Origin of the sequence: Pseudomonas sp. REST10 (assembly GCF_029542605.1) — a bacterium.
Classification (GTDB): domain Bacteria; phylum Pseudomonadota; class Gammaproteobacteria; order Pseudomonadales; family Pseudomonadaceae; genus Aquipseudomonas; species Aquipseudomonas khazarica.
Window position 1 is genome coordinate 699983 of record NZ_CP035677.1, and the last position, 26021, is coordinate 726003.

27 protein-coding genes are annotated in these 26021 nt (G+C 63.9%); 18 read left to right on the forward strand and 9 right to left on the reverse strand.

Going from position 1 to position 26021, the window contains the following annotated elements:
* Positions 1 to 101: 101 nt before the first annotated feature.
* Both EWH21_RS03315 and EWH21_RS03320 read left to right on the forward strand, forming a co-directional pair.
* Positions 102 to 491, forward strand: a complete 390-nt coding sequence (locus tag EWH21_RS03315; RefSeq protein WP_152487657.1) for an MAPEG family protein — start codon at positions 102 to 104, stop codon at positions 489 to 491.
* Positions 492 to 602: 111 nt separating this feature from the next.
* Entirely contained in the window at positions 603 to 1052 is a 450-nt protein-coding gene (locus EWH21_RS03320) for a cytochrome c (protein ID WP_152487658.1), read from the forward strand.
* Here EWH21_RS03320 and EWH21_RS03325 read toward each other — a convergent pair.
* The 4 genes from EWH21_RS03325 to EWH21_RS03340 form a co-directional block, all read right to left on the reverse strand.
* Entirely contained in the window at positions 1046 to 1441 is a 396-nt protein-coding gene (locus tag EWH21_RS03325) for a DUF1090 domain-containing protein (protein ID WP_047591642.1), read from the reverse strand. The two genes, EWH21_RS03320 and EWH21_RS03325, sit on opposite strands and share 7 nt — an antisense overlap.
* 280 nt (positions 1442 to 1721) lie before the next feature.
* Positions 1722 to 2912: a methionine adenosyltransferase gene (gene metK / locus EWH21_RS03330; protein ID WP_277699778.1), complete on the reverse strand. Its 1191-nt coding sequence runs from the start codon at positions 2910 to 2912 to the stop codon at positions 1722 to 1724.
* Positions 2909 to 3913 (reverse strand): metalloregulator ArsR/SmtB family transcription factor, encoded by a 1005-nt coding sequence (locus tag EWH21_RS03335; RefSeq protein ID WP_277699779.1) that lies wholly within the window; start codon positions 3911 to 3913, stop codon positions 2909 to 2911. The genes metK and EWH21_RS03335 overlap by 4 nt, the downstream gene beginning before the upstream one ends.
* A gap of 45 nt (positions 3914 to 3958) precedes the next feature.
* Positions 3959 to 4867 (reverse strand): LysR family transcriptional regulator, encoded by a 909-nt coding sequence (locus EWH21_RS03340; RefSeq protein ID WP_277699780.1) that lies wholly within the window; start codon positions 4865 to 4867, stop codon positions 3959 to 3961.
* A gap of 111 nt (positions 4868 to 4978) precedes the next feature.
* On the opposite strand from EWH21_RS03340, the gene EWH21_RS03345 reads away from it, so the two are divergent.
* The 7 genes from EWH21_RS03345 to fba all read left to right on the forward strand — a co-directional run bounded on the left by EWH21_RS03345 (position 4979) and on the right by fba (position 12438).
* Positions 4979 to 6133, forward strand: coding sequence for a TDT family transporter (locus EWH21_RS03345; RefSeq protein WP_277699781.1), 1155 nt, complete (start codon positions 4979 to 4981; stop codon positions 6131 to 6133).
* A gap of 99 nt (positions 6134 to 6232) precedes the next feature.
* Positions 6233 to 8233, forward strand: a complete 2001-nt coding sequence (tkt, locus tag EWH21_RS03350; RefSeq protein WP_277699782.1) for a transketolase — start codon at positions 6233 to 6235, stop codon at positions 8231 to 8233.
* A gap of 119 nt (positions 8234 to 8352) precedes the next feature.
* A complete protein-coding gene (gene epd, locus EWH21_RS03355) occupies positions 8353 to 9420 on the forward strand; it encodes an erythrose-4-phosphate dehydrogenase (RefSeq protein WP_037050082.1) in 1068 nt (355 codons plus the stop codon).
* 4 nt (positions 9421 to 9424) lie between these two features.
* A complete protein-coding gene (locus tag EWH21_RS03360; RefSeq protein ID WP_277699783.1) occupies positions 9425 to 10585 on the forward strand; it encodes a phosphoglycerate kinase in 1161 nt (386 codons plus the stop codon).
* A gap of 103 nt (positions 10586 to 10688) precedes the next feature.
* Positions 10689 to 10874: a hypothetical protein gene (locus EWH21_RS03365; RefSeq protein ID WP_047586104.1), complete on the forward strand. Its 186-nt coding sequence runs from the start codon at positions 10689 to 10691 to the stop codon at positions 10872 to 10874.
* 12 nt (positions 10875 to 10886) lie between these two features.
* Positions 10887 to 11213: an MliC family protein gene (locus EWH21_RS03370; RefSeq protein WP_152487664.1), complete on the forward strand. Its 327-nt coding sequence runs from the start codon at positions 10887 to 10889 to the stop codon at positions 11211 to 11213.
* Between the two features lie 160 nt (positions 11214 to 11373).
* Entirely contained in the window at positions 11374 to 12438 is a 1065-nt protein-coding gene (fba, locus tag EWH21_RS03375; RefSeq protein ID WP_277699784.1) for a class II fructose-bisphosphate aldolase, read from the forward strand.
* An 86-nt stretch (positions 12439 to 12524) separates the two neighbouring features.
* On the opposite strand, the gene EWH21_RS03380 is transcribed toward fba, so the two are convergent.
* Positions 12525 to 13208, reverse strand: coding sequence for a polysaccharide lyase family 7 protein (locus EWH21_RS03380; protein WP_037050069.1), 684 nt, complete (start codon positions 13206 to 13208; stop codon positions 12525 to 12527).
* 345 nt (positions 13209 to 13553) lie between these two features.
* Here EWH21_RS03380 and EWH21_RS03385 point away from each other — a divergent pair, with 345 nt between their 5' ends.
* The 3 genes from EWH21_RS03385 to EWH21_RS03395 are packed head-to-tail and all read left to right on the forward strand — an operon-like array spanning position 13554 to position 15672.
* Positions 13554 to 14021: a hypothetical protein gene (locus tag EWH21_RS03385; RefSeq protein WP_037050066.1), complete on the forward strand. Its 468-nt coding sequence runs from the start codon at positions 13554 to 13556 to the stop codon at positions 14019 to 14021.
* 13 nt (positions 14022 to 14034) lie between these two features.
* Positions 14035 to 15135: a PQQ-dependent sugar dehydrogenase gene (locus EWH21_RS03390; protein WP_152487665.1), complete on the forward strand. Its 1101-nt coding sequence runs from the start codon at positions 14035 to 14037 to the stop codon at positions 15133 to 15135.
* Positions 15136 to 15165: 30 nt separating this feature from the next.
* The gene (locus tag EWH21_RS03395) at positions 15166 to 15672 is read left to right on the forward strand and encodes a M48 family metallopeptidase (RefSeq protein ID WP_277699785.1); all 507 of its coding nucleotides are present in this window, start codon (positions 15166 to 15168) and stop codon (positions 15670 to 15672) included.
* Between the two features lie 8 nt (positions 15673 to 15680).
* Here the strand turns inward: EWH21_RS03395 and EWH21_RS03400 are convergent, their stop codons facing one another.
* The 3 genes from EWH21_RS03400 to EWH21_RS03410 form a co-directional block, all read right to left on the reverse strand.
* Entirely contained in the window at positions 15681 to 15914 is a 234-nt protein-coding gene (locus EWH21_RS03400; RefSeq protein WP_277699786.1) for a DUF2789 domain-containing protein, read from the reverse strand.
* Positions 15915 to 15978: 64 nt separating this feature from the next.
* The gene (locus tag EWH21_RS03405) at positions 15979 to 16461 is read right to left on the reverse strand and encodes a GreA/GreB family elongation factor (protein WP_152487668.1); all 483 of its coding nucleotides are present in this window, start codon (positions 16459 to 16461) and stop codon (positions 15979 to 15981) included.
* Between the two features lie 123 nt (positions 16462 to 16584).
* Complete coding sequence (locus tag EWH21_RS03410; protein ID WP_152487669.1) at positions 16585 to 16938, reverse strand: response regulator transcription factor; 354 nt, start codon at positions 16936 to 16938, stop codon at positions 16585 to 16587.
* Positions 16939 to 17317: 379 nt separating this feature from the next.
* Between EWH21_RS03410 and EWH21_RS03415 the strand changes: the two genes are divergently transcribed.
* The 6 genes from EWH21_RS03415 (at position 17318) to EWH21_RS03440 (ending at position 24205) form a co-directional block, all read left to right on the forward strand.
* Positions 17318 to 18034 carry a response regulator transcription factor gene (locus tag EWH21_RS03415; RefSeq protein ID WP_277699787.1) on the forward strand — a complete coding sequence of 239 codons (717 nt, stop codon included), beginning with the start codon at positions 17318 to 17320 and terminating at the stop codon, positions 18032 to 18034.
* A gap of 371 nt (positions 18035 to 18405) precedes the next feature.
* Positions 18406 to 18930 (forward strand): fimbrial protein, encoded by a 525-nt coding sequence (locus tag EWH21_RS03420; protein WP_152487671.1) that lies wholly within the window; start codon positions 18406 to 18408, stop codon positions 18928 to 18930.
* Positions 18931 to 19027: 97 nt separating this feature from the next.
* Positions 19028 to 19807: a molecular chaperone gene (locus EWH21_RS03425; RefSeq protein ID WP_277699788.1), complete on the forward strand. Its 780-nt coding sequence runs from the start codon at positions 19028 to 19030 to the stop codon at positions 19805 to 19807.
* Positions 19808 to 19871: 64 nt separating this feature from the next.
* Positions 19872 to 22298: a fimbria/pilus outer membrane usher protein gene (locus tag EWH21_RS03430; protein WP_277699789.1), complete on the forward strand. Its 2427-nt coding sequence runs from the start codon at positions 19872 to 19874 to the stop codon at positions 22296 to 22298.
* Positions 22295 to 23284 carry a fimbrial protein gene (locus tag EWH21_RS03435; protein WP_277699790.1) on the forward strand — a complete coding sequence of 330 codons (990 nt, stop codon included), beginning with the start codon at positions 22295 to 22297 and terminating at the stop codon, positions 23282 to 23284. The genes EWH21_RS03430 and EWH21_RS03435 overlap by 4 nt, the downstream gene beginning before the upstream one ends.
* 246 nt (positions 23285 to 23530) lie before the next feature.
* Positions 23531 to 24205: a response regulator transcription factor gene (locus EWH21_RS03440; protein WP_277699791.1), complete on the forward strand. Its 675-nt coding sequence runs from the start codon at positions 23531 to 23533 to the stop codon at positions 24203 to 24205.
* Positions 24206 to 24209: 4 nt separating this feature from the next.
* On the opposite strand, the gene EWH21_RS03445 is transcribed toward EWH21_RS03440, so the two are convergent.
* Positions 24210 to 26009 carry a diguanylate cyclase gene (locus EWH21_RS03445; RefSeq protein ID WP_277699792.1) on the reverse strand — a complete coding sequence of 600 codons (1800 nt, stop codon included), beginning with the start codon at positions 26007 to 26009 and terminating at the stop codon, positions 24210 to 24212.
* Positions 26010 to 26021: the final 12 nt, after the last annotated feature.

A 26021-nucleotide genomic window follows, 5' to 3' on the forward strand; every position in this document is an offset into this window, starting at 1 on the left:
GAATTGGCCGACCTGCAGGCATCACAGGCTGTCGCAGTCATGGACGCGGCAGGTGCATTCGCTCAGGCTGGTTTTTCCTCTATCAGCAGTGAAACCACGCCATGACTCTTGCCTACTGGTGCGTACTGATCGCCATCTTCATGCCTTATCTGGGCACCGCTACCGCCAAGTTCCTCGGTCCTGGATATGGGCCGCGCGCCAACCAGGATCCGCGTGCTTTCCTTGGGACCCTGGAGGGCTGGCGCAAGCGTGCCAACAGCGCCCAGCTCAACGGTTTCGAAGTTACGCCGGCGTTCGCGGCGGCGGTGATCATTGCCCATCAGGCGGGGGGCGCCGAGCAGGCACTGCTCGACCAGCTGGCGGTGGCGTTCATTGTCAGTCGCGCGCTGTATTTCATCTGCTATCTGGCCGGCTGGGGTCCTCTGCGCTCGCTGGTATGGTTCTCCGGTATGGGGCTGATCGCGGCGCTGTTCATGGTCTCTGCTGGCTGAACAGCGGCTGACAGGTGCGTAGGAAAGACAGGGCTTGTGACAAGAGGTCGCTTGGCCAGGTCGAGATGAGTCGCGATACTGGCGCCCCCTCGTTGTCCGGAAGTTGTGTCGATGACCCCGAAGAAACTCCTCCTGCTCACTTGTGTGTGCCTGACTCTGGCCGCCTGTGGTGGTGTCGATCCCAACTCGCCACTGGGCAAGCGTCAGGCCCTGTTCAAGGAAATGCTCAAGGTCAGCGAGGACCTGGGGGGCATGCTGCGGGGCCGTATTCCTTACGATGAGGCCGGCTTCATCACGGGAGCTGCCGAGCTGGACCGCCTGTCGCGTGAGCCCTGGCAGCATTTCCCGCAGGTGCGGGATGACGAGCGCAGCAAGGCCAACCCCGAGGTCTGGGAGCGCCAGGAGCAGTTCCAGAAGATGGCCCGAGATCTGGAGCAGACCACCGCGGCGCTGGTCCAGGCAACCAGCGCACCGCCGTTGCGCCGTTCCGAGCTCGAGCCAGCCGTGCAGGCGGTAGAGGACAGCTGCGAAGCGTGCCACAAGGCGTTTCGCGCCTACTGAGGCGAACGGGCTTCGGCTTCGGCCTGTTCCAGTTCGGCGCGGGCTTCGGCCAGCTTGGCCTGACGCTTGCCGATCTTCTCCTGGTCGCCCTTGCCCATCGCGTCGCGCAGATCCATCTCGCGCTCCTCGACCTCCTGCCGCGCGTCCTTCACATCGGCCAGGCGCTCCTGGCGCAGCGCGGCGTCATCGCAGTGCGCCTCGACCTTGCCCTGCGCGCGCTGCAGGCCCTGCAGTTCGTGTGAGTGGCCGTTCTGGCGGGCGGCCTCGATCTTTTCCTGGATGACCTGACGCTTGGCGGCGCAGTCGCCGTCGGGTTTGGCGGCCAGGATGGGGGTGACGTTCAGCCCGGCGACCAGCATCAGGCCGAGAACGGTGGCTTGGCGAATCATGGTCTTTCCTCGTGAGTCTCTCTCTCGAAGTGACCGCCAATGGCTCACGAGGTTCGCGGTGCTGAGCCACTCCCTTGATCAGGGTCAGTGATCCGCAGGTTGCTTCCGAATCGGCAGGCCGACGCTGGACTTGTCTCGCGAAACGAGGGGGGCGAGGAGGCTCTTCGGGGGCAAGGGGCAGGGCTGAGCTTCTATCCTGTGGCGCCCCGAGATTTGCCCGAGGCAGGAACGAAAAAGCCCCGCACAGCCGAGGCTGGCGGGGCTTTTCTTCAGGCGTTGGTTACAGGCCGGCAGAGGTGCGCAGTGCCTCGACCTTGTCGGTACGCTCCCAGGTGAAGGTGGTGAAGCTGTCGTCGCCCACGGTCTTCTGTTCCGGGGTGCGGCCGAAGTGGCCGTAGGCCGCGGTGGCCTGGTACATCGGGTGGAGCAGGTCGAGCATCTTGGTGATGGCGTACGGACGCAGGTCGAACACCTCGCGCACCAGCTGGATGATCTTGTCTTCGGCGATCTTGTGGGTGCCGAAGGTGTTGATCGAGATGGAGGTCGGCTGGGCCACGCCGATGGCGTAGGACACCTGGATCTCGCAGCGGTCGGCGAGGCCGGCGGCGACGATGTTCTTGGCCACGTAGCGGCCGGCGTAGGCAGCCGAACGGTCGACCTTGGACGGGTCCTTGCCGGAGAAGGCGCCGCCGCCGTGACGGGCCATGCCGCCGTAGCTGTCGACGATGATCTTGCGCCCGGTCAGGCCGCAGTCGCCCACCGGGCCGCCGATGACGAAGTTGCCGGTCGGGTTGATGTGGAACTGGGTGTCCTTGTGCAGCAGCTCAGCCGGCAGGCTGTGCTTGATGATCAGCTCCATCACCGCTTCGCGCAGGTCCTTCAGCGACACGTCCGGGTTGTGCTGGGTGGACAGCACCACGGCGTCGATGCCGACGACCTTGCCGTTCTCGTACTGGCAGGTGACCTGGGACTTGGCATCCGGGCGCAGCCACGGCAGCAGGCCGGACTTGCGGGCTTCGGCCTGGCGCTCGACCAGCGCGTGGGAGAAGCGGATCGGCGCCGGCATCAGCACATCGGTCTCGTTACTGGCGTAGCCGAACATCAGGCCCTGGTCGCCAGCGCCCTGGTCTTCCGGCTTGGAGCGGTCGACGCCCTGGGCGATGTCCACCGACTGCTTGCCGATGATGTTGAGCACGCCGCAGGTGGAGCCGTCGAAGCCGACATCGCTGCTGGTGTAGCCGATGCCGTTGATCACGTCACGGACGATCTGCTCGAGGTCGACCCAGGCGCTGGTGGTCACTTCGCCGGCGACGATGGCGACACCGGTCTTGACCAGGGTTTCCACGGCCACGCGGGCGTGCTTGTCCTGGGTGATGATGGCGTCGAGCACGGCATCGGAGATCTGGTCGGCGATCTTGTCCGGATGTCCCTCGGACACGGACTCGGAGGTGAACAGGGAGTATTCGCTCATGGATGGATTCCTTTTTTGCCGTAACTGAAGGCCGCTCGCTCAAGGGGCTGGGCGAAGTGGCGTAACTGAATCTGAAAGCCGTTTTTCAGGCCGATGTACAGGCTCTCGCCGGGCAGCAGACCGGCGGCGCTGGCCCAGCGCGACAGATCCTCCTGCTCGAAGCCTAGCCAGAGATCGCCGCAGGCCTCTCGGGCCCAGCTCTGGTCGTGGCTGCACAGCTCGCTGATCAGCAGGCTGCCGCCGGGTTTTACGTGCCGTGCCAGCTGGCGGAAAGCCTCGGCCGGGGTGGCGAAGTGGTGCAGCACCATGTTGAGCACCACGCAGTCGGCTGCACCGTGCTCGCTCTGCAGGGCATCGCCGAGTGTCAGCTCGACGTTGTCCAGTCCGGCGCTGGCGCAGCGCTGGCTCGCCAGCTCGAGCATGGCCGGGCTGTTGTCCAGCGCCATGACCTGGGCGAAACGGCGCGCCAGCTCGGGCAGGAAGGCGCCGTCGCCCGGGCCGATTTCCATTGCCGTGGCGCCGGGGGCGAAGTGCAGGCTGTCGAGCAGGGCCAGCAGGCTGTCGCGGTACTGCGGCAGGCCGGCGATCAGGTCCTGCTGGGCCTGGAAGTTGCTGGCCATGCGCGCGAAGAAGTCGCGGCTGACAGTGGCGCGCTGCTGGTGTACCGCGGCAATCCGCGCCTGCCTGTCGGTCGGCACGGGCAGCTCGTCGATATCTTCCAGCAGTGCGGCGTGCAGACGCCCGTTGGGCAGCGCACGGCGATAGAAGATCGCGTTGCCTTCGCGGCGGGTGGCCACCAGGCCGGCCTGGGCCAGTACCTTGAGGTGATGGCTCATGCCCGACTGGCCCATGGCGAAGATCTGTGCCAGTTCCAGCACGCCGAACGAGTCGTTGCTCAGCGCGCGCAGCACGTTCAGGCGTAGCGGATCGCCGCCGGCCTTGCACAGGGCGGCGAGCTCGTCGCAGGGGTCGAATTCCAGCTGGGATGCGCGCAGGGTCATGGTGGTGCAGTCTAGTCGGTCATTTTTCATACAGCAACAGCAATATCAAAATATTTTGATATTGCTGTCCGGTTGCTCCGTGGCGCCGCTCAAGGCCAGGAAGGCCGCGGGTGCCGGGCTCAGGCTGGCGCCCTGGCGCCAGAGCACGTGCAGGTCGCGCTCGATCTGCAGGTCCTGCACCTGGAGGTGGCGCAATTCGCCGCTGGCCAACTCGCGCTCGACGATGCGCTGCGACAGCCAGGCGATGCCCTGGCCGTCGGCGAGCAGGCGCTTCAGGGCCTCGGTGCTGCCGATGGCCATGCTGGCCTCGGGCTCCAGGCCATGGGCGCGATAGGCCTGCTCGATGCTGACCCGCGCGCCGGAGCCGGGTTCGCGCATGTACAGCGGGTAGCGCTGCAGCATGCGCGCGGCCAGTCGACCGCTGCTGGCCAGTGGGTGATGGGGCGCCACGACCGGCAGCAGGGCGTCGCGCGCCAGCAGCTGGTGGGCGTAGTCGCTGCGGACGAACGGCCCTTCGACGAAACCCAGGCTGACCAGGCCCTCGTCCAGTTGGCGGGTCACCACGTCCGTGTTGCTCACCTCCAGGCTGACGAAGATCTGCGGGTGCAGGGTGCGGAAGCGGCTGATCAGCGATGGCAGCAGGTAGGAGCCGAGCGTGGCGCTGGCGCCCAGGTTCAGTTCGCCCTGGCCGAGCTGGGCGAAGTCGTGCAGGTCGCGTTCTGCAGCGCGCTCCAGATTGAAGATGCGCTGGGCGTAGTCGAGCAGGCGCCGCCCCCCCTCGGTCAGTTGCACGCCGCGTGGCTGGCGGTCGAACAGGCGCAGGTCGAGGCTGGCTTCGAGGTCGCGTATCTCGCGGGTGACCGCCGGCTGGCTGATGTGCAGGCGCTCGGCGCCCGCGCTGATGCTGCCGGCTTCGGCGACGGCAAGGAACACCTTGAGGTGGTGGAGGTTCATGGCATGCCTATGCATTAAAGGTATGTCATGGATGCTGAATATGTATTTTTCATATGGCAAGCCGGTTCTTAACCTTGTCGGCGTCACTCATGTCACGGGACCACCCGATTCATGTCGCGCCCTTTCAGTCGTTTACCCGAACCGCTCGCCTTCATTCGTCACTTCACGCCCAACTGGTTCGCCATGACCATGGGCACCGGCGTTCTCGCTCTGGTGCTCGCCCATCTGCCCTGGCATCTGCCGGGCCTGGTGATGCTGGCGGAGGGGCTGTGGTTTTTCGCCGTCGGCCTGTTCGTCCTCTTCAGCCTGTTGTTCCTGCTGCGTCTGGCGCTGTTTCGCGACACGCTCTGGCCCATGCTGCTGCATCCGGTGCAGTCGATGTTTCTCGGCGCCATCCCCATGGGCATGGCGGTGCTGATCAAGGGGCTGCTGCTGTTCGGCGTGCCGCGCTGGGGCGAGGGCGTTTATGCACTGGCGCATGCGTTGTGGTGGCTGGACGCGGCGCTGGCATTGCTCGGTGCGCTGCTCGTGCCCTATCTGATGTTCACCCGTCAGCATCATGCGCTGGAGAAACTCACCGCAGTCTGGCTGCTACCGATCGTCGCACCCGAGGTGGCGGCCAGCGCGGCGGGCGCCCTGGCCCCTCATCTTTCCGCCGCCAACGCGCAGCAGTTGCTGGCGGCCGGCTTCGTGCTCTGGGGGATGTCGCTGTCGCTGGCCTTCTCGCTGATCACGCTGGTGCTGCTGCGCCTGGCGCTGCACAAACTGCCGGATACCGACTTCGCTGCCACCAGCTGGTTGCCGCTGGGCCCGCTGGCCACCGGCTGCCTGGGCCTGCTCAGCATGGGGCAGGCGGCGCCGCTGGCGTTCGCCGGCACGCCCCTGGCCGGCGCCGCGGAGCTGGCGCGTGACCTCGGCCTGGTCGGCGGCCTGGCGTTGTGGGGCGCGGGCCTGTGGTGGCTGGTGATCGCCACGCTCTTCACCCGTCACTACATTCGCGACAACATGCCGTTCAATCTCGGCTGGTGGGGGTTCACCTTCCCGCTGGGGGTGTTCGCCCTGGCCACCTTTGAGCTGCAGGCGCTGACGGGCCTGGCCTTCTTCAGCTTTGCCGGTGTGGTGCTGGCCCTGCAGTTGCTGGGCGTGTGGTGCCTGGTATTCAGTCGCACACTGGCCGGCGTCTGGCATGGCGAGCTGTTCCAGGCGCCTTGCCTGGGTGGGCCGGGCAGCCCTGCGGTGGGGGTTCTCAGCGAACGCGTCGGCTGAGTCGACGGATCTACGACCATCTGTCATTGCCCCGCGGGGTGCGGCTGGGCGAAAATAGCCGCCTTTTTCCGTGAACAGCCCCCCGCAGGAGATTCAGCGATGCCCAGCCGTCGTGAGCGAGCCAATGCCATTCGTGCCCTCAGCATGGATGCCGTGCAGAAAGCCAACAGCGGCCACCCCGGTGCCCCCATGGGCATGGCGGACATCGCCGAAGTGCTGTGGCGCGACTTTCTGAAGCACAACCCGCAGAACCCGAGCTTCGCCGATCGTGACCGCTTCGTGCTGTCCAACGGCCATGGTTCTATGCTGATCTACTCGCTGCTGCACCTGACCGGCTACGACCTGTCGATCGACGATCTGAAGAACTTCCGCCAGCTGCACAGCCGCACTCCGGGCCACCCGGAATACGGCTACACCCCGGGTGTGGAAACCACCACCGGCCCGCTCGGCCAGGGCATCGCCAACGCCGTCGGCTTCGCCATCGCCGAGAAAGTGCTGGGCGCGCAGTTCAACCGTGACGGTCACACCATCGTCGACCACAACACCTATGTGTTCCTCGGCGACGGCTGCATGATGGAAGGCATCAGCCATGAAGTCTGCTCGCTGGCCGGCACCCTCGGCCTGGGCAAGCTGGTCGCGTTCTATGACGACAACGGCATCTCCATCGACGGTGAGGTCGAAGGCTGGTTCACCGACGACACGCCGAAGCGTTTCGAGGCCTATGGCTGGCAGGTGATCCGCAATGTCGACGGTCACGACGCCGAAGAGATCAAGATGGCCATCGAGACCGCGCGCAAGAGTGTGGACCAGCCGACCCTGATCTGCTGCAAGACCACTATCGGTTTCGGTTCGCCGAACAAGGGCGGCAAGGAAGAGTGCCACGGTGCGCCGCTGGGCAATGACGAAATCGCCCTGACCCGCGCCAACCTGGGCTGGAATCACGGCCCGTTCGAAGTGCCGGCCGAGATCTACGCCGAGTGGGACGCCAAGGCCGCCGGTGCTGCCGCCGAAGCCGCCTGGAACGAGAAGTTCGCCGCCTACGCCGCCGCCTTCCCCGAGCTGGCTGCCGAGTTCAAGCGCCGCATCGCTGGCGAGCTGCCGGCCGACTTCGCCGAGAAGGCCGCCGCCTATGTGCGTGAAGTGGCCGAGAAGGGCGAGACCATCGCCAGTCGCAAGGCCAGCCAGAACGCACTGAATGCCTTCGGCCCGCTGCTGCCGGAATTCCTCGGTGGCTCGGCTGACCTGGCCGGCTCCAACCTGACCCTGTGGAAGGGCTGCAAGGGCGTGTCCGCCGAGGACGCTTCCGGCAACTACATGTTCTACGGCGTGCGCGAGTTCGGCATGAGCGCGATCATGAACGGTGTCGCCCTGCACGGCGGCTTCGTGCCCTATGGCGCGACCTTCCTGATCTTCATGGAATACGCCCGCAACGCCGTGCGCATGTCCGCACTGATGAAGCAGCGCGTGCTGTACGTGTTCACCCACGACTCCATCGGCCTCGGTGAAGACGGCCCGACCCACCAGCCGATCGAGCAGCTGGCCAGCCTGCGTGGCACGCCGAACCTCGACACCTGGCGCCCGGCCGATGCGGTCGAGTCCGCCGTGGCCTGGAAACACGCCATCGAACGTGCCGACGGCCCGTCCGCCCTGGTGTTCAGCCGCCAGAACCTGCCGCACCAGGCACGTGATGCCCAGCAGCTGGCCGATGTCGCCCGCGGCGGCTACGTGCTCAAGGACAGCGCTGGCGAGCCGGAACTGATCCTCGTTGCCACCGGCTCGGAAGTCGGCCTGGCCATGCAGGCTGCCGCCAAGCTCGAAGAGAGGGGCCGCAAGGTGCGCGTGGTGTCGATGCCGTCGACCAGCGTGTTCGACCAGCAGGATGCTGCCTACAAGCAGTCCGTGCTGCCGGTCGAGGTGGGTGCGCGTATCGCCATCGAGGCCTCGCATGCCGACTACTGGTACAAGTACGTGGGCCTGGAAGGCCGCATCATCGGCATGACCACCTTCGGTGAGTCGGCGCCGGCTGCCGCCCTGTTCGAAGAGTTCGGCTTCACCGTCGACAACGTCGTTGCCACGGCTGAAGAGCTGCTCGACGCCTGAACCGCTGACTCCCCTCCGCCGCGTGCGGGGGGCTGAGGGGAGAGGGTCGCGTTGCCGCTCTCTCCCCCGGCCCTCTCCAGTGAATGGCAGAGGGAGTCGCTACGTTATCGAGATCGCCCATGTCCAATCGCCCTTTTCGCGTCGCCCTCAACGGCTACGGCCGCATCGGTCGCTGCGTGCTGCGCGCGCTGCATGAGCGCGGCGATGGGGCGAGCCTGGAAATCGTCGCCCTCAATGACCTGGCCGATCAGGCCAGCATCGAGTACCTGACCCGTTTCGACTCCACTCATGGGCGTTTCCCGGGTGAGGTGAAGGTCGACGGCGACTGCCTGCACATCAACGGCGATTGCGTGAAGGTGTTGCGCCAGAGCGAGCCGGAAGCGATCGACTGGGCCGCGCTGGATATCGACCTGCTGCTGGAGTGCTCCGGGCAGTACGTCACCCGCAGCGAGGCGCAGCGTTTCATCGCTGCCGGTGCGCCGCGCGTGCTGCTGTCGCAGCCGATGGCCGGCGAGGCGGATATCGACGCCACCATCGTCTACGGGGTCAACCAGGATGGCCTCGATGGCAGCGAGCGCCTGGTGTCCAATGCGTCCTGCACCACCAACTGCGGTGTGCCGCTGCTGAAACTTCTCGACGAGGTGGTGGGTCTGGAGTACGTCTCCATTACCACCATTCACTCGGCGATGAACGATCAGCCCGTGATCGATGCCTACCACCACGAAGACCTGCGCCGCACGCGCTCGGCCTTCCAGTCGGTGATCCCGGTGTCCACCGGCCTGGCACGCGGTATCGAGCGTCTGCTGCCGGAGCTGGCCGGGCGCATCCAGGCCAAGGCCATCCGTGTGCCGACGGTCAACGTGTCCTGTCTCGACATCACCCTGCAGACCGCGCGCGACACCTCCGCCGAGGAAATCAACCGCGTGCTGCGCCAGGCGGCGGAAAGCGGCCCGCTCAAGGGGCTGCTGGCGTATACCGAGCTGCCGCATGCCAGCTGCGACTTCAACCATGACCCGCATTCGGCCATCGTCGACGGCAGCCAGACCCGTGTGTCCGGCCCGCGTCTGGTCAACCTGCTGGCCTGGTTCGACAACGAGTGGGGTTTCGCCAACCGCATGCTCGATGTCGCCGAACATTTTCTTGCTGTATCCACCTCCTCTGTACAACCAGCCCCCGTGAAGGACTGATGCCATGACCGTTCTGAAGATGACCGACCTCGACCTCGCCGGTAAGCGCGTGCTGATCCGCGAAGACCTCAACGTCCCGGTGAAGGATGGCGTGGTCAAGAGCGACGCGCGCATCCTCGCTTCCCTGCCGACCATCAAGCTGGCGCTGGAAAAAGGCGCGGCCGTGCTGGTCTGCTCGCACCTGGGCCGTCCGGAAGAGGGCGTCTACAGCGAAGAAGACAGCCTGGCACCGGTAGCGGCCTACCTGAGCAAGGCGCTCGGCCGCGACGTGCCGCTGGTCAAGGACTACCTCGGCGGTGTCGAGGTCAAGGCTGGCGAACTGGTGCTGCTGGAGAACGTGCGTTTCAACAAGGGCGAGAAGAAGAACAGCGACGAACTGGCCCAGCAGTACGCGGCCCTGTGCGACGTGTTCGTGATGGATGCCTTCGGCACCGCCCACCGCGCCCAAGGCTCGACCCATGGCGTGGCCAAGTTCGCCAAGGTCGCTTGTGCCGGCCCGCTGCTGGCGGCCGAGCTGGACGCCCTGGGCAAGGCCCTGGACAAGCCGGCCCGCCCGATGCTGGCCATCGTCGCCGGTTCCAAGGTGTCGACCAAGCTGGACGTGCTCAACTCCCTGGCCGATATCTGCGACTCGCTGATCGTCGGCGGCGGCATCGCCAACACCTTCCTCGCCGCTGCAGGCCTGCCGGTGGGCAAGTCGCTGTACGAGGCCGACCTGGTCGACACCGCCAAGGCCATCGCCGCCAAGGTCAGCGTGCCGCTGCCGGTCGACGTGGTGGTGGCCAAGGCCTTCGCCGAAGATGCCGAGGCCACGGTCAAGGCCGTCGCCGACGTGAGCGAGGACGACATGATCCTCGACATCGGTCCGCAGACCGCCGCGCAGTTCGCCGAGATGCTCAAGGCTTCGCAGACCATCCTGTGGAACGGCCCGGTCGGCGTGTTCGAGTTCGACCAGTTCGGTAACGGCACCAAGGCCCTGGCCCTGGCCATCGCCGACAGCGCAGCGTTCTCCATCGCCGGTGGTGGTGACACCCTGGCGGCTATCGACAAGTACGGCGTGGCCGAGAAAATCTCCTACATTTCTACTGGTGGTGGCGCCTTCCTCGAGTTCGTCGAGGGCAAGGTCCTGCCGGCCGTCGAGGTCCTGGAGCAGCGCGCGAAGTAACAGCGTGCCAGGGTGAAGGAAGTCACTCTTTGCCCTGGCGGATAAAACCCTGGCGTGATCGGGCGGTCTGTACAAGCAGTACCCTCGAACAAGGAGTCATGCCATGGACAAGTTAGCCGCCCTGGGTGTCATCGGTATTTTGCTGGCAGGTTGTGCCGGCGGTGGTCGGGAAACTGCGTGCGAGGTGTTCAGCCCCGCGCAGATCGAGACGCCGACGACCCAGGATGACCAGCGAATCGAAGAGAACAGTGGCCGGCCTACAGGTCCGGCAGCGGAACAGCGTTGCTGACGAGGGAGAGCAATGATCGCAATCAGACTGGCGGGATTCGCCGCCATCACCTTGCTGCTCGCGGCGTGCAACAGCCAGCCGGCGGCGCCGGATCAGTGGAATCGCTGGGTCTGCGATAGCCAGGCCGTGGTGCTGTGGCGTTTCGCCAATGGCAGTTTCGATCAGGTGGACGTGCGCCTGGGCGGTGGTGACATCGTTCATCGCCTGACCCAGGAGCCGGCGGCATCCGGCGCGCTCTACAGCGATGGGCGCCTGTCCTTCCACACCAAGGGCGAGGAAGGCCTGGTCTACTGGACCGCGAACGACGACCTGATCGGGCGCGGCTGCAGGGCGCAATAAAGCAGCGGCGAGCTTCGAGCCGCAAGTCAAGGCGATGCTCTGCCCAGGTTTTCTTGCAGCTAGAGGCTCGTAGCTTTTGGCTATGTTCCAAGCTTGAACCGAGCCTGCCCCTGCGGCAGGCTTGTACACTTAAACAAACCCATATCGGGAGCTTCAAAAGATGGCACTTATCAGCATGCGCCAGATGCTCGACCACGCCGCCGAATTCGGCTACGGCGTGCCGGCCTTCAACGTCAACAACCTCGAGCAGATGCGCGCCATCATGGAAGCCGCCGACAAGACCGATTCGCCGGTCATCGTCCAGGCGTCCGCTGGTGCCCGCAAATACGCCGGTGCGCCGTTCCTGCGCCACCTGATCCTGGCTGCCATCGAAGAGTTCCCGCACATCCCGGTGTGCATGCACCAGGATCACGGCACCAGCCCTGACGTCTGCCAGCGCTCGATCCAGCTGGGCTTTTCCTCGGTGATGATGGACGGCTCGCTGAAAGAAGATGGCAAGACGCCGGCCGACTACGAGTACAACGTCCGCGTGACCCAGCAGACCGTGGCATTCGCCCACGCTTGCGGTGTGTCCGTGGAAGGTGAGCTGGGTTGCCTGGGCAGCCTGGAAACCGGCATGGCGGGTGAGGAAGACGGCGTTGGCGCCGAAGGCGTGCTGGATCACAGCCAGCTGCTGACCGACCCGGAAGAGGCCGCCGACTTCGTCAAGAGAACTCAGGTCGACGCCCTGGCCATCGCCATCGGCACCAGCCACGGCGCCTACAAGTTCACCAAGCCGCCAACCGGCGACGTGCTGTCGATCGAGCGCATCAAGGAAATCCACAAGCGCATCCCCAACACCCACCTGGTGATGCACGGTTCCTCGTCCGTTCCACAGGAATGGCTGAAGGTGATCAACGAATTCGGCGGCGACATCAAGGAAACCTACGGTGTGCCGGTCGAGGAAATCGTCGAGGGCATCAAGCACGGCGTGCGCAAGGTCAACATCGACACCGACCTGCGTCTGGCCTCCACCGGTGCCATGCGCCGCATGATGGCCGAGCACCCGAGCGAGTTCGACCCGCGCAAGTTCTTCGCCAAGACCATCGTTGCCATGCGTGACATCTGCATCGCCCGCTACGAAGCCTTCGGCACCGCCGGCAACGCCTCCAAGATCAAGCCGGTCTCCCTGGAAGGCATGTTCCAGCGCTACGCCAGTGGCGAGCTGAACGCCAAGGTCAACTGATCGGCGACGGGCATGAGCCCGTCACGTTCAGCCGAAAGCCGCGATCGCGCAAGCGTCGCGGCTTTTTATTGCCTGGCGTTCGTCGCTCAGGGCGTGTTGCTGCCGAGTGCGCGGTGCTCGATGCTCAGCTGGTCGAAACGCGCGGCCCCGGCTTCCGTCTCGTAGCCGGTGTTGTCCTGGGTGTAGACACCGGCCTTGAAGTACAACGGCTTGGTGGCCCAGCTCGGGTCGACCCGCGTGCTCCAGTCGATCTGGTCGAGGCGGATCGCCAGCGTGCCGTCCGCCTTCAGGTTGAGGGTGTAGTGAAAGGGCTGGCCCAGCACGATGCCGCTGGCGATGGTCACGACCTGGATCTCGGCGTCCGGTGTCATGCGCACTTTCGCCACGATGTTGCCGCTACCTGCCCAGGCCTTGTACTGGTACTCCAGCTTGAGCATCGGCATCGAGCTCTTGTAAGCGTGGATCTGGCCGATGACGATCTTGCCGGTCGAGGGCACCTGGCTGACGCTCAGCGCCGCGCGCAGGAAATGCTCCGCCCCCGGATAGGTCCAGTTGCGCACGCTGCCATCGGCGTGCGTCTCGCGCAGTTCGCTACGCGGATACTTGGCACTGATGGTGGTGGTGCCGTTGACCGGTGACCAGAAGAAGATCGCGCCATCGCGGGACTGGAAATAGTGGTCCTGATAACCACCGGCGAGGACCGGCGTATCGATGGTGGTGGCGGGAACTCCGACAGGAATGCTGAGGTTCCACACGGCGAGTTCGATCATGCTCAAAGCTCCTTGATGATGGGAACTTCAGTCGGGTGCACATCTCGTCCAGGAGTCAGTAACGCGTTACTTGGCGTTCCAGCGGGTGACACGCGAGCTAGAAGGCGGCAGGTCTGCCTGCCGTGAGCGCGGGCTGCGCTTGCGGCGCGATCTATAGCGCCACCCCTGTCTGTAGCGTGAGCACCGTTCGTCGATTTATTGGCGTCAATATATGGTTGTTTCTGGGTGACGACAGGTCTCGCCATCCAGTCGGGCGCATCAGGTAAAACCCTGTAAAACACCCAGGCCGATGCAGCGGGCGGCCTACGCCATAATTCGGGCACTGCCGTTCCGGAAACCTCGTTTATGCCGCGCCTGCTGCTCGCCTTCGTCCTCGCCGTGCTGCTGACCAGCGCCTTTGCCTCGATCTTCCAGACGCAGAGCAATCTCGCGGCCCTGCAAGCGCTGGGGGCGCCCGTGCCGCTCGATGTGCGCCTCGGCACCACCTGCCTGGATCTGCTCGGTTTTGCCCCCACTTTCGCACTGCTGGCAGGGCTGGGTTTTGTCGTCGCCCTGCCGCTTTCGCTCTGGCTGGCGCGGCGCCTGCCATCGTTGCGCTGGGCCATTCTCGTCGTGGCTGGCGCCACTGCGATCTGGCTGGCGCTGGCCCTGGCCAACACGCTGGCGCCCATGCCGACGCTGATCGCCGCTGATCGCCATCCCCTGGGAACCCTGGCCCTGATGGCCTGCGGCAGTGCCGGTGCGTTGCTGTTCGGCCTGCTGGGCCGGCGGGTGCGCTACCGGACGCAGCCGACTACCTCCGATACTCCGTGACAAGGCGCTGCCCATGTTGAACACCTTCCGCGTGCTGGCGCTCGGCGCCTTGTTCGCCAGCGCACCGCTGGCCGCGCACGATTACCGCATCGAAACCTTCAGCCAAGGGCTGGAGCACCCCTGGTCGATGGCGTTCCTGCCGGATGGCCGCCTGCTGGTCACCGAGCGCGTCGGCCGCCTGCGTATCGTCGAGGCCGATGGCCGGCTCGACCCCGAGCCGGTAGCGGGCGTGCCCGAGGGGTTCATCGCCGCCCAGGCCGGCTTGATGGAGGTGGCGCTGGATCCGGACTACAGCGACAACCGCTGGCTTTACCTGACCCACGCCCAGGGTTCGCTGGAGGCCAACAACACGCGCCTGATACGTGCGCGCCTGGTGGATGGCGAGTTGCAGGATCTCGAGGTGCTGTTTACCGCCCAGCCGCTCAAGGCCGGCGCCGCGCATTATGGCGGGCGCATCGCCTTCCTGGCGGACAAGACGCTGGTGCTGACCCTCGGTGATGGTTTCGACTGGCGTGAACAGGCGCAGAATCCCGCCAACCACCTCGGCAAGATCGTGCGCCTGAACCGTGACGGCAGTGTGCCGCAGGACAATCCGTTGCTCGGACAGCAGGGTGCGGCGCCGGAGATCTACAGCCTGGGCCATCGCAATGTGCAGGGCATCTTCTTCGACGCCGAGCAGGGGCGCCTGTACAGCCACGAGCACGGCCCTCGCGGCGGCGACGAGCTCAATCTGATCGAGCCGGGCGGCAACTACGGCTGGCCACTGGCGACCTTCGGTGTCGACTACACCGGCGCCAGGGTCAGCCCCTACACCGAGCTGCCGGGGCTGGTCGCACCGCTGCTGCACTGGACGCCCTCGGTCGCGCCATCGAGCCTGATGCTCTACCGCGGTGAGTTGTTTCCCGACTGGCAGGGAGACCTGTTCGCCTCGACCCTGGCCGAGCGCAGCGTGCGGCGCATCCGCCTGCGCGATGGCATGCTGGCTGGCGAGGAGGTGCTGTTCGAGGAACTGGGCGAGCGTATCCGCGACGTCCGCAGCGGGCCCGACGGGGCGCTCTACCTGCTGACCGACAACCCACAGGGGCGGATACTGCGCGTACTGCCGAGCGAATAGGCGGGCATCCGTTACACTGGTGCTCCAGTCATGTATGGGGCGGCATCATTGAAGTATCTACAGGGTTATCCGGTCGAGTTGCAGCAGCAGGTCCGCCAGCTGATCGCCGATGACCGCCTGGGCGGCTACCTGGCGCAGCGTTATCCCGGACGCCATGACGTGCAGAGCGACAAGGCGCTCTACGGTTATGTGATGGCGCTGAAGCAGGAGCACCTGAAGAACGCGCCCGGCATCGACAAGGTGCTCTATGACAATCGCCTCGATCTCACCCATCGCGCGCTGGGGCTGCATACGGCGATCTCGCGGGTGCAGGGCGGCAAGCTCAAGGCCAAGAAGGAAATCCGCGTGGCCTCGCTGTTTCGCGATGCCGCACCAGTCTTCCTGCAGATGATCGTGGTGCATGAGCTGGCGCATCTGAAGGAGGCCGAACACAACAAGGCCTTCTACAAACTCTGCGACTACATGTTGCCCGGCTACGCGCAGATCGAGTTCGACCTGCGCATGTACCTGACCTGGCGCGAGATGAGCGGCGCCTAGTTCATGCGTCAGCCGCGCAGGCGCACGTTCAACTGATCGACTACCTCCGCCCAGTCGGCGTCTTCGAGGATCTCCTCGCGCAGGAAGGCCGCCTGTGCCGGGGTCCAGAACGAGGCGTCCGCCAGCTTGCGCTCGGCGGGGAGTGGCGCGTGGGTTCTGATGAAGGTGTCGATGCTGGCGCTGTCGTCGGCCAGACCGAGTTGTTTGAACAGCGAAGACAGGTTGTGAACAGGCGGTTCCATGCTGAGCTCCCGGACGGTGGTGGCTATAAGGTTCTCTACCAACCCTAGCCCAGATAGTTCCCCGTCACTCGACGCTCAGCACCTCGAAATCCTGTGCCGCGCCGGCCATCGGTACGCTGATCTGGTCGCCCGGAACCTTGCCCAGCAAGGCACGGCCCAGTGGCGCGGCGCTGCCGAGCACCTGAATCGTCTGGCCGGCATGCTGCAGCTTCATGCTGGCGCCCTGGGGGCCGAGAAACAGCCAGCGCACCTGGTCATGCGCATCGAGCAGCTGGACCAGTGCCCCCAGTTCGACGCCCTGGTTCTCGTCGAAGGGTCGCAGGCGCAACTGACGCCAGGTGATCAGCGTCTGACGCAGCTCCTCGACACGGCGAGCCTGGCCACTGGCGAGATAGGCTGCTTCGAGGCCCAGGGTGTCGTACTTGTTCTCGGCGACATTCTCTTCATGGGTAGCCGTTTCGTGGGCGCTCAGCGCCGCCTGGTGAGCCTGCTCCAGATCAGCCTGCAGGTGAGTGAGCACCTGTTGCAGTAATAGGGTCTTGTCCATGGTCGATGTCGAGTCGGGGGAGGCGTTCGGTTGGCCGATTGTAGGGCTTATCGGCCCCGCTGCCGCATCGCGGATCATGTTTCGCTGAAGAAAATGGCGCCGTCGCCTTGCCTGGCGTGCTGCTCAGTCCGCGTAGGCAGGCTGGCAGCGGTTGATCAGGCACTGCAGTTCGCGAATGCCGGTGATGATCGAGACGAAGCTGACGACGGGAGGCGTTTCGACTGCCAGGTGGTCGACCAGTCGATTGCCGCTCAGGGCCTGCTCGAGCTGCCGAGCCTTGCCGTTGCGGCGGATGTGCGGGGCAATCAGGATCAGATCGAAGCGCTGCTTGATGGAGTCGGCCAACGGCAGGGCATCGACCAGCGAGTCGATGGTGGTCACGCGAAAGTAGCCCAGCCGGTTCAGTGCATGTTCCAGGCCCCGGGCTGTCGCAGGTTTCTCGCTGATAAGCAGAATGCGTAGTTTCTTTTCGATCATTTGGGCATTCCGGTCTTTTCTGGCCAAAGTTTGCTCTGCACTTGTTCGACTGCCGTCGTAACCTGTCAGCGGGTTACTGTGAGTTCGTCCCGGTGGTATATGGCACGGGTAGCTACAGGTACTTGTTGTTCCCGGTTATAGATGGGGGTGGGTGCTGCTCTTGTTTCGGAAGTTCATGGCAGGAGCTAGGACTAATAGCTAAGGCAAAACCTATAGGTCGATAGGCTGTTGCCTATAAGTCAATTAAATGCGATTTAATAATACGGTAGTGATATTGTTCGGTGCCTGCTTGTAACACTATCTCAGATTCTAGGGTGAATCCGAGTACGCCCTGGCGATAAGGTGAGTGGCGCTGTTTTAAGAATAATAGGGGGCGTCCATGAGGATAGCTGTCTTGGATGATGAAGAGATCTGTCTGGATCGGGCATTGAAGGTTATCAGTAGCTATTCCAGGGCGAGTGGTTTCGACTGGACGGTGCACGGCTTCAGTTCGGGAGAAGACCTGCTGCGGCGCCTCAAGCGCGAGAACTTCGACCTGCTGATCATCGACTGGTACCTATCGGGCATGAGCGGCTACGCCTTGTTGTGCTGGGTGCAGGAGCACCTTGAGGTACCCCCTCCGGTCATTGTGCTGACTGGCGGCAGTGCAGAGGGAGACATCGTCAAGGCCATTAACGCTGGCGCCGAGGACTTCATCCACAAGCCGTTCAGCGAATACGAACTGCACGCACGCATTCTGGTGGTGAATCGCCGCCGTATCCAGGCCGCCGAGGGCCAGGTCCGCCGCTTTCATGTCTACTTCGACCTACTGTTCGATGACGCCGGGCGCACCGTGACGCGTGACTGCAGTGCTACGTTGCTGACCGAGCGGGAGTACTACGTGGCGCGTTGCCTGATGGAAAACCTCGGCCGCTCGCTGTCGCGCTCGTATCTCTATGACCGTTTCTGGCCGCAGGGCGAGCGCTACTCTTCGCGCCCGCTGGACACCATGATCTATCGCCTGCGCAGCAAACTGAAGCTGTCGCCCGAATACGGCTGGTGCCTGGCCTCTATCTATGGCTACGGCTATCGCCTTGAGCGGGTCGAGCCGCTCTGAGTGCGTTCGGCATTGATTCTTCGCCTGTCTTGTCTATTCGCTGAAAACCACTTCGCCCTTGGCATATGTGCCGCAATTCTTATGTGCGGTTCATGCGGATAAACTGCTCGAAACAATATTGTTTTTTCTTCTTGGGTTGGCTTGTCGCACTTGCGCTTTCAATGGAAGTCGTTGTGGCATGAATTGTCAGTGGGTATCGTTCGTCATAGGGGTAGTCCTATTGGTTTCCTCAAAATAAGTTAAATCCTATTGTTATTTTGGGCCTATTCCTATGTTCTGGTTTCGAGCGTTCTGGGATTATTTATCGGCTGTGGGAAAATATGTCTTATTACAATAGTTGTTGGTTTATGACTGCATAAGTGGAGGAAGTTATGAACGCTCTTACCACGCTCAAAGCTGCTCTTGCGCTGGCTTTGGGTGTAACTGCCCAGGGAGTACTTGCCAAGGATGGTACGGTTAACTTCAGTGGGTCGATCATCGACGCGCCTTGCTCGATCATGGGTGGGGACGCGAATCAGACCGTAGATCTAGGCCAGATTTCCAACTCCGTATTGGCTGCTGGCGGCGTCGGTACTCGCTCTCCGCTCGTTGACTTCACCATCAAGCTGACGGGCTGTGGCGTTGTGGCCAAGACGGCACGTGTGACCTTCGCAGCAACGGCTGATCCGGCCAACGCTACCCTGCTGGCGGTCACTGGAGGTGCGACGGGTGTCGGTATTCAGATTTCAACTGGCGGAGGGCGGCAGGTTGTAAACCCTGGAGCGGCCTCACAGAACTTCCAGCTGCGTCAGGGTGATAACGAGCTGCAGTTCCAGGCGGCCTATGTTTCCACAAGCACTCAGGTTCGGCCGGGGGCTGCCAATGCGATGGCCCAGTTCACGGTGAGCTACCAATAAAAACTCTGTCATCTCCGGCGTCGCCAGGCGCCGGAGTTTTGTTGCGCGTGGGCTTTTTCACTGACCGGCTGTCGCGCGCTACCGTTCGGGAGGACGTATGTTTTCTCTCAATGGCTTGGTCGTCCGTAGATCGTTGCGGGCTGCTTTGCTCATGCTGTGTTGCGCGTCGGCAGATGCGGCCGTGCAACTGGGCGCCACACGGCTGATCTTTCTGGAGAGCAATCACGAGGCCGCGCTCGCGATCAAGAACGAGGGTGACCGTCCCTACGTGGTGCAGGCCTGGGTGGACGATGGAGAGGGGCGTACCAAGACGCCGTTCCTGCTGGTGCCGCCGTTGTCCCGGCTCGATCCGAATGTCGAGAACATGTTGCGTGTGATGCGGGTGCTGGATGACCTGCCGCAAGATCGCGAGTCGGTGTTCTGGATCAACGTCAAGGAGATTCCGGAGAAGGTGCAGCAGGATAACGTGCTGCAACTGGCTATCCGCACGCGGATCAAGCTGTTCTATCGTCCTGCAGCACTTGGCGGTAATCGTGCCGAGGAGGCGCGCAACGAGCTGAAGTGGTCCGTGCGGGCTGATCGCGACGGTGGCGCGGTGCTGCGTGTGGAAAATCCCACGCCGTATCATGTGACCTTCGGTGTGATGCGGGTCCGCCCTGGTACGGAGAACATCGCGCCGGACATGGTCCCTCCCTATCAGATGCGCGAGTACCCGCTGACGTCGATTCGCGCGCCACAGGCCGTCAGCGTGGAATTCGCCGTCATCAATGACTATGGCGGCCTTTCGGAAAAGGAGCACGTCGAAGTGCCCTTGGAGCATGAGCCGGTGCGGATCGATCCTCGCTCCTCGATCAGTTCAAAAAACCGAGCCTTCTGAGGTGCGCGCGGTTCGGCAGGGCCCCTTGGGCCGGTGCCTGTGTGCCTGGGCGTTGTTGGGTGCAGTGCTCGTCCATGCTGCTGAGCCCGTTGCCACGGTGTTCAATGAGGCGTTTCTTGAGCTGGGCGGTGGTCCGGCGGATGTTGACCTGTCGATGTTCGCCTTCGGTAGCCGGGTGCTGGCGGGTGAGTACCGAGTCGATGTGCTGCGCAACGATGTCCTGCTGGGACGATTTACGGTCCGCTTCGTCGAGCGTGAGGCAGGGAGCGACGCCCGGCCTTGCCTGAGTGCCGAGCAGTTGGGTGAGTGGGGCTTGAACCTGGCGGCCTTACCTGCCGTGAGTACGACGCTGCAGGAAACCTGTATCGATCTGGAGGCGCAGCTTGCCGAGGCCCGTGTCGATTACGATGCGGCTGCGCAGCGTCTGCGCTTGAGCATTCCGCAGGCGGCGCTGTCGCGCAAGGCGCGGGGGACGATCGATCCCCGCCTTTGGGACCAGGGGATGAACGCGGCCCTGTTCGATTACCAGTTGAGTCTGGCGCGCAATGATGAGGGGCGTGCCGGGGGCGGATCGAGCAACACGTTGTTCGGCCGTATGCATGGTGGGCTCAATCTGGGCAGTTGGCGCCTGCGTCAGCAACTCACCTATAACCGTGATCGTCTCGGTCAGCGCAGCTGGCAGGACGGGCGCACTTATGCCCAGCGGGATATCCAGGCGCTGGGTGGCCAGTTGCTGGTGGGCGACGGTAACACCCTGGGAGAGTTGTTCGACGGCTTTCAGTTTCGCGGTGTACAGCTCAGCTCGGACGAGGCGATGCTGCCGGATAGCCTGCGCGCCTACGCCCCGACTGTCCGCGGCGTGGCGCAGAGCAACGCGCGTGTGGTCGTACGACAGAATGGCTTCATCATCTACAGCACTTACGTCGCACCTGGGCAGTTCACTTTGGACGACCTCTATCCGACTGCCAACGGTGGCGATCTGGAGGTCACTATTCTGGAGGCCGACGGCCGCCAGGTTCGCTATACGCAGGCGTTCTCTTCGGTGCCGACACTGTTGCGCGAGGGGCGCTGGCGCTATGAACTGAGTGCCGGTGAGTACCGTACCGGCTATGAGGATGAACGGCTGCGCCCCTACTTCTTTCAGGGCACCCTGGCGCGTGGGTTGTCTGGTGACTTCTCGTTGTATGGTGGTGTGCTGCTAGGGCAGGGCTACCAGGCGGGGCTGCTGGGGGTGGGCAAGAACATGCTGGGTTTCGGGGCGCTGTCCCTTGACCTGTCGGACGCTCGCACGCGTAGTGACCAGGGGCACCTCTCCGGACAGTCGCTACGGCTGCTCTATGCCAAGACGCTGGAACGTACGGACACGACTTTTCGCGTGGCCGGTTACCGCTATTCGACCCCTGGCTTTCGCAGCTTTCCCGAGGCGGTGCAGATGCAGGCGCTGGAGAGCAATGAGCTGCCGTTCCTCGACCGGCGCAGCGAACTGCAGGTGGACCTGTCGCAGTCTATGGGGCGTTGGGGGGCATTGTTCTTCTCCGCACGGCAGCAGCGTTACTGGGGCAGCGGCGGCCAGGAGCGTTTCGTGCAACTGGGGGTTTCCGGTAGCTACCGGCAGCTCAGCTACAACCTCTACTACAACCAGTACCGCACGCCGTTCGCTGCTCCAGAGCGCCAGTTGATGCTGTCTTTGAGCATACCGCTGGGTTCTTCTGGCGCCTCGGGTATGTACTCGGTGTCTCGTGGTAGTGACCAGCGCTTGTATCAGCAGGCCAGTCTCTTCGGCAACACCCTCGATGACCGCAACCTCGACTACGGCGTGACCGTCGATCGTTCCGACGAACAAGGCTCCAGGGGTAGCCTCAACCTGGGTTACCGGGGGCGCTATGGGCGGGTCGATCTGGGGCACAGCCAAGGCGAGGGTTATGAACAGACCAACCTGGGACTGTCCGGTGGGATGGTCGCGCATGCCGATGGCCTCACGCTGTCTCAACCGCTGGGGGAGACCATAGCGCTGGTGCGGATACCTGATGCCGAGGGTCTGGCGCTGCAGTCCCAGGTGGGCGTGCGCACGGACGGGAGCGGCTATGCGGTCGTCCCGAGCCTGACGCCCTACCGCAGCAACCGCCTGGCGCTGTCGTTGAACGGGCTGGGGGGGAATGTCGAGGTGCTGACGGCCGTCCAGGAGGTAGTGCCGACCCGTGGCGCCGTGGTGCTGGCGCCGTTCGAGGCCCGCAGTGGCTACCGGTTGATGCTGCAGTTGAGCGATGCACAGGGAGAACCCTTGCCCTTTGGGGCGCGGATTGCAGACACCAGTGGTCAGGAGCTGGGCCTGGTTGGCCCCGAGGGGTTGGCCTATGTCGCGGGGGCCGCACCTGCGGGTGAGCTGAGCGTGAGCTGGGGCGCCGGGGCTGCGAGCTGTACCGTGGCCTACCGCGTGTCGCAGGAGACGCTGCAGACGCCGATCAGAAACTTGAAGGAGACCTGCCGATGATCGCGCCGCTGTTTACACACTCTCTTTTTCGCTTGTTATGGCTGACGGCGCTCGTAAGTGCTGCGCCACTTGCCCATGCAACCTGTCTATGGGAGCGCGGTTTCGACCAGGGTGTCTATGCCTTCAACTTCTCCGCGCCGATCACGCTGCCTGCAGGCCCGCTCCAGATCGGTCAAGTCCTCGCGGAGTCGAGACAGCCGGTCAGGTCCCCGTTCTATCTATTGAGATGCCTGCTGGGCAAGGGTTACGCCACAGGGACCTTCGTCGCCGAGAGTTCGAGCACAATGTTGCCCGGCGTATACCGGACCCACGTCCAGGGGGTCGGTTATCGAGTCAGCCTGCAACCGGAGGGACTCTATGCCGGAAGCGAATGGCAGCAGCCTATTCCTTTCCTGTTCACCGGGATGTTGACGGCGCAAGGCTGGAGAGAGCTCAAGCTTGAACTGGTGGCGACCAGCACTACGCTTGGTGCCGGCATGATTACGCCTGGCAACTATGCGAGCTTGCGCACCGCTGGTTATAACCGCTACCTGCAAGTCAACATCCAGTCCGCCTGGATTGCGCCTCCTCCCTCATCATGTCGCCTTTTCGGCAACCCTGATCAGACCGTTACGCTGGCGCCTGTGTCCCGCAACCGCTTTTCCGGGGTGGGTTCGACGCAAGGCGAGCAGTCATTCGACATCGTTCTGCAGTGTGAGAATGTCGTGAACGGTGTCGTCCGGCTGCGCATGGACGGAACGCCACACAGCTCCAACGCTCCCGGAGTGCTTGCGCTGACGTCGGGTGCTGCGGCAACGGGGGTGGGCTTGCAGTTACTCGACGGCACCACCAATGCGCCAGTGGAGCTCGGTCAGCCCAAGCAGCTGGCGGGGTTGACCCGTGGCCTGAACACCCTGCCTTACCGGGTGCGTTACTACCAGGCCTCTACACAGGTGGGTGCCGGAGCAGTGCTTGCCTCGGTGACCTTGACACTGACTTATCTGTGAGCGGCCAGCACCGGCGCGTCGCCAGGGGAGGGCGGGCAATTCTGAGATAACGTCACAAGATCAAAGAATGTATTTGCAAGTCATTATCATTGGGTGGCGCTGTCAATGCCACAGCGTGCGTTGCTATCGGCTTCTGCTGCGTCATGTTTGTGCGTGCTGGGTGCTCCGGCCGACTGCTGAGGCATACGGGGCAAGCCTGCGACAGGGACTGTCATCAGAGATAGGGTTTATACAATGAACAATGAAATGATTCGCTTGCTGGTCGCGGACGACCATCCTGTTGTCTGTGCCGGTATAAGGCAGACGCTGTTTGCCAGCCATGGTGTTTCCATCGTGGACTCGGTGCAGGGGCCGGCGCGTTTGTTGGAGCGGCTCGAAGGCCATGACCAGGACTTCGATGTGCTGCTGTCGGGTTATATCCTCCCCGCCGCCGGGCACAGCGGTGGGTTGAGCCTGTTCCAGCTGATCCGGCGCAAGTATCCCAACCTCAATATCGTGGTGCTGACCATGCAGGAGAATCCGAGCATCCTCCATGCACTGGCTTCGTCGGGTATTTCCTGCATCCTCAGCAAGCGCGACCCGCTCAGCCATCTGCTGCCGGCCATCCAGGGGGCGATGGCCAAGGGGCGCTACCTGTCACCGCGCATCGCCACGCTGATGAACAACAGCCCACGCAGGGCCGGCTTCGGTGTGCTGAGCCCGCGCGAACTGGAAGTGGTGCGCCTGTTCGTTTCGGGGCTGAAGGTCAACGAGATCGCTGAGCGCCTGCATCGCAGCAAGAAAACCATCAGTACGCAGAAGACTACCGCCATGCAGAAGCTGGGGCTGGAGCGCGACACCGAGCTGATCCGCTACTCCATCGAAATGGGGCTGCTCGAACACTGCATGCCGTTACAGCTGGAGGCGTGCGCCAAGGCCTGATCCCTCAGGGCTGCGCCAGGCAGACGCGGTTGCGGCCCTGGGCCTTGGCCTGGTACATGGCGCTGTCGGCCTGGCGGATCAGGTCGGTGGCATCCTCGTGACCCTGAGTCAGGGCTACACCGATGCTGGCACCGACCCGTACGGCCCGACCCTCTAGGTACATGGGTGTGTCGAGCCCCTCCAGCAAACGCCTGGCGAGGTCCTGCGCCGCGTCGGCCGATTGCACGTTCTCGCAGACCACCACGAACTCGTCGCCGCCGAGCCGGGCGGGCAGGTCGACGTCGCGGACGTACTGGCGCATGCGCCGTGCGACTTCCGCCAGCACCTGGTCGCCGAAGGCATGGCCGTGCTGGTCGTTGATCGGTTTGAAACCATCCAGGTCGATCAGCATCACCGCCAGCAGCTCGTTGCGCCTGCTGCTGCGCGCCAGGGCCTGCTCCAGATACTGTTGCAGGGCAGTGCGATTGGCCAGGCCGGTCAGTGGGTCCTGCATGGCCAGCTCGCTGAGGCGCAGATTGGCATGCTCGAGTGCCTGGGTGCGTTCGGTCACGCGCTTGGCCAGCACCTGCTCGTTGAGTTGCAAGGCCGCTTCGCGTTGCCGTTTCAGTTCGTTGAAGCGTGCAGCCAGGGCGAAGGACAGCAGGATCATCTCCAGCCCTGAGCCGATCTGCATGGAGTAGAGGGTGAGGAAGTTCGATGGGATCAGCGCGAAATTTCGCAGCGCCAGCAGCACCGCGCCGCTCAGCAGCATCAGCCAGGCCAAGGCGAACAGACGGGCACCGGGTACCCGGTAGCCGACGCAGACGAAGCTGGTGAGCAGCAGGGTCAGGGTGGCGCTCAGGCCGGTCAGCGACATGAGCTGCAGGGCCCGTTGCACGGGAAGCACGATGGTCGCCAGCACGGCAGCGGCGATGGCGGCGCACAGCACCAGCAGCCCCTTGTCCCAGCGCGGCAGCCACTGGCGGGTGTCGAGGAAACTGCGGGCGAATACCACTGAGAGCAGTGCCGCCAGCGTCAGGCTGACCGGCAGCATGCGATTGCTCCAGGGGGCAGCCTGCGACCACAGATACTGGGCGCCGAGGCCGTTCAGCGAGAGCACGCTGAGGGCGAAGGCGAACATGAACGACACGTAGCTGAGAAAGGGACGCTCGCGCAGTGCCAGGAACAGCAGCAGGTTGTACAGGCCCAGGGCGATCAGCACGCCGAAGTAGATGGCATGCACCAGGTAACCAATCTGGCTGTGCTGTTCGAAGTCGCGCAGCGACATCAGGGTGCCGCTGAGGGTCATGCTGCCGCGTGAGTCGACACGCAGGTACAGCGTGCGGCGCTCTCCCGGTTGCAGGACGATGTCGAACACGGGGTTGCGGTGGCCGACACTGCGCTGGGCATAGGGCACGGTGTCTCCGCTGCGTGACTGCCGGATGCCGTCGGCGCCGACATCGTACAGGCGCACTTCGTCCAGCGAGGCATAGCTGAGCTCCAGGCGCCAGGTGCGCGTGTGCTCCGCCTCCGACAGCAGTGGCAGGCGCAACCAGATCACGCCGGTTATATAGCCGAAGCTCAGGTCGCGTCGGGTCAGCGAGCTGTGGAATGGCGCATCGCTGCGCATGACCTCGGCCAGGCTCGATGTGCCCTGCGGATCGGCCAGGAAGTCGACCTGGCCGTACAGATCCTGCGTCGGCGTGTGCTCGGCGAGGCGCATCTCGGCGTGCGCCGCCGGGCGGGCCAGCAGCAGGCAGAGCACCATGAGCAGGCCCGGCAGCGAGACCGAAAAGTCAGCGGTGGGGCGTCGATTGGCTGGCATGGGCTGGGCCTG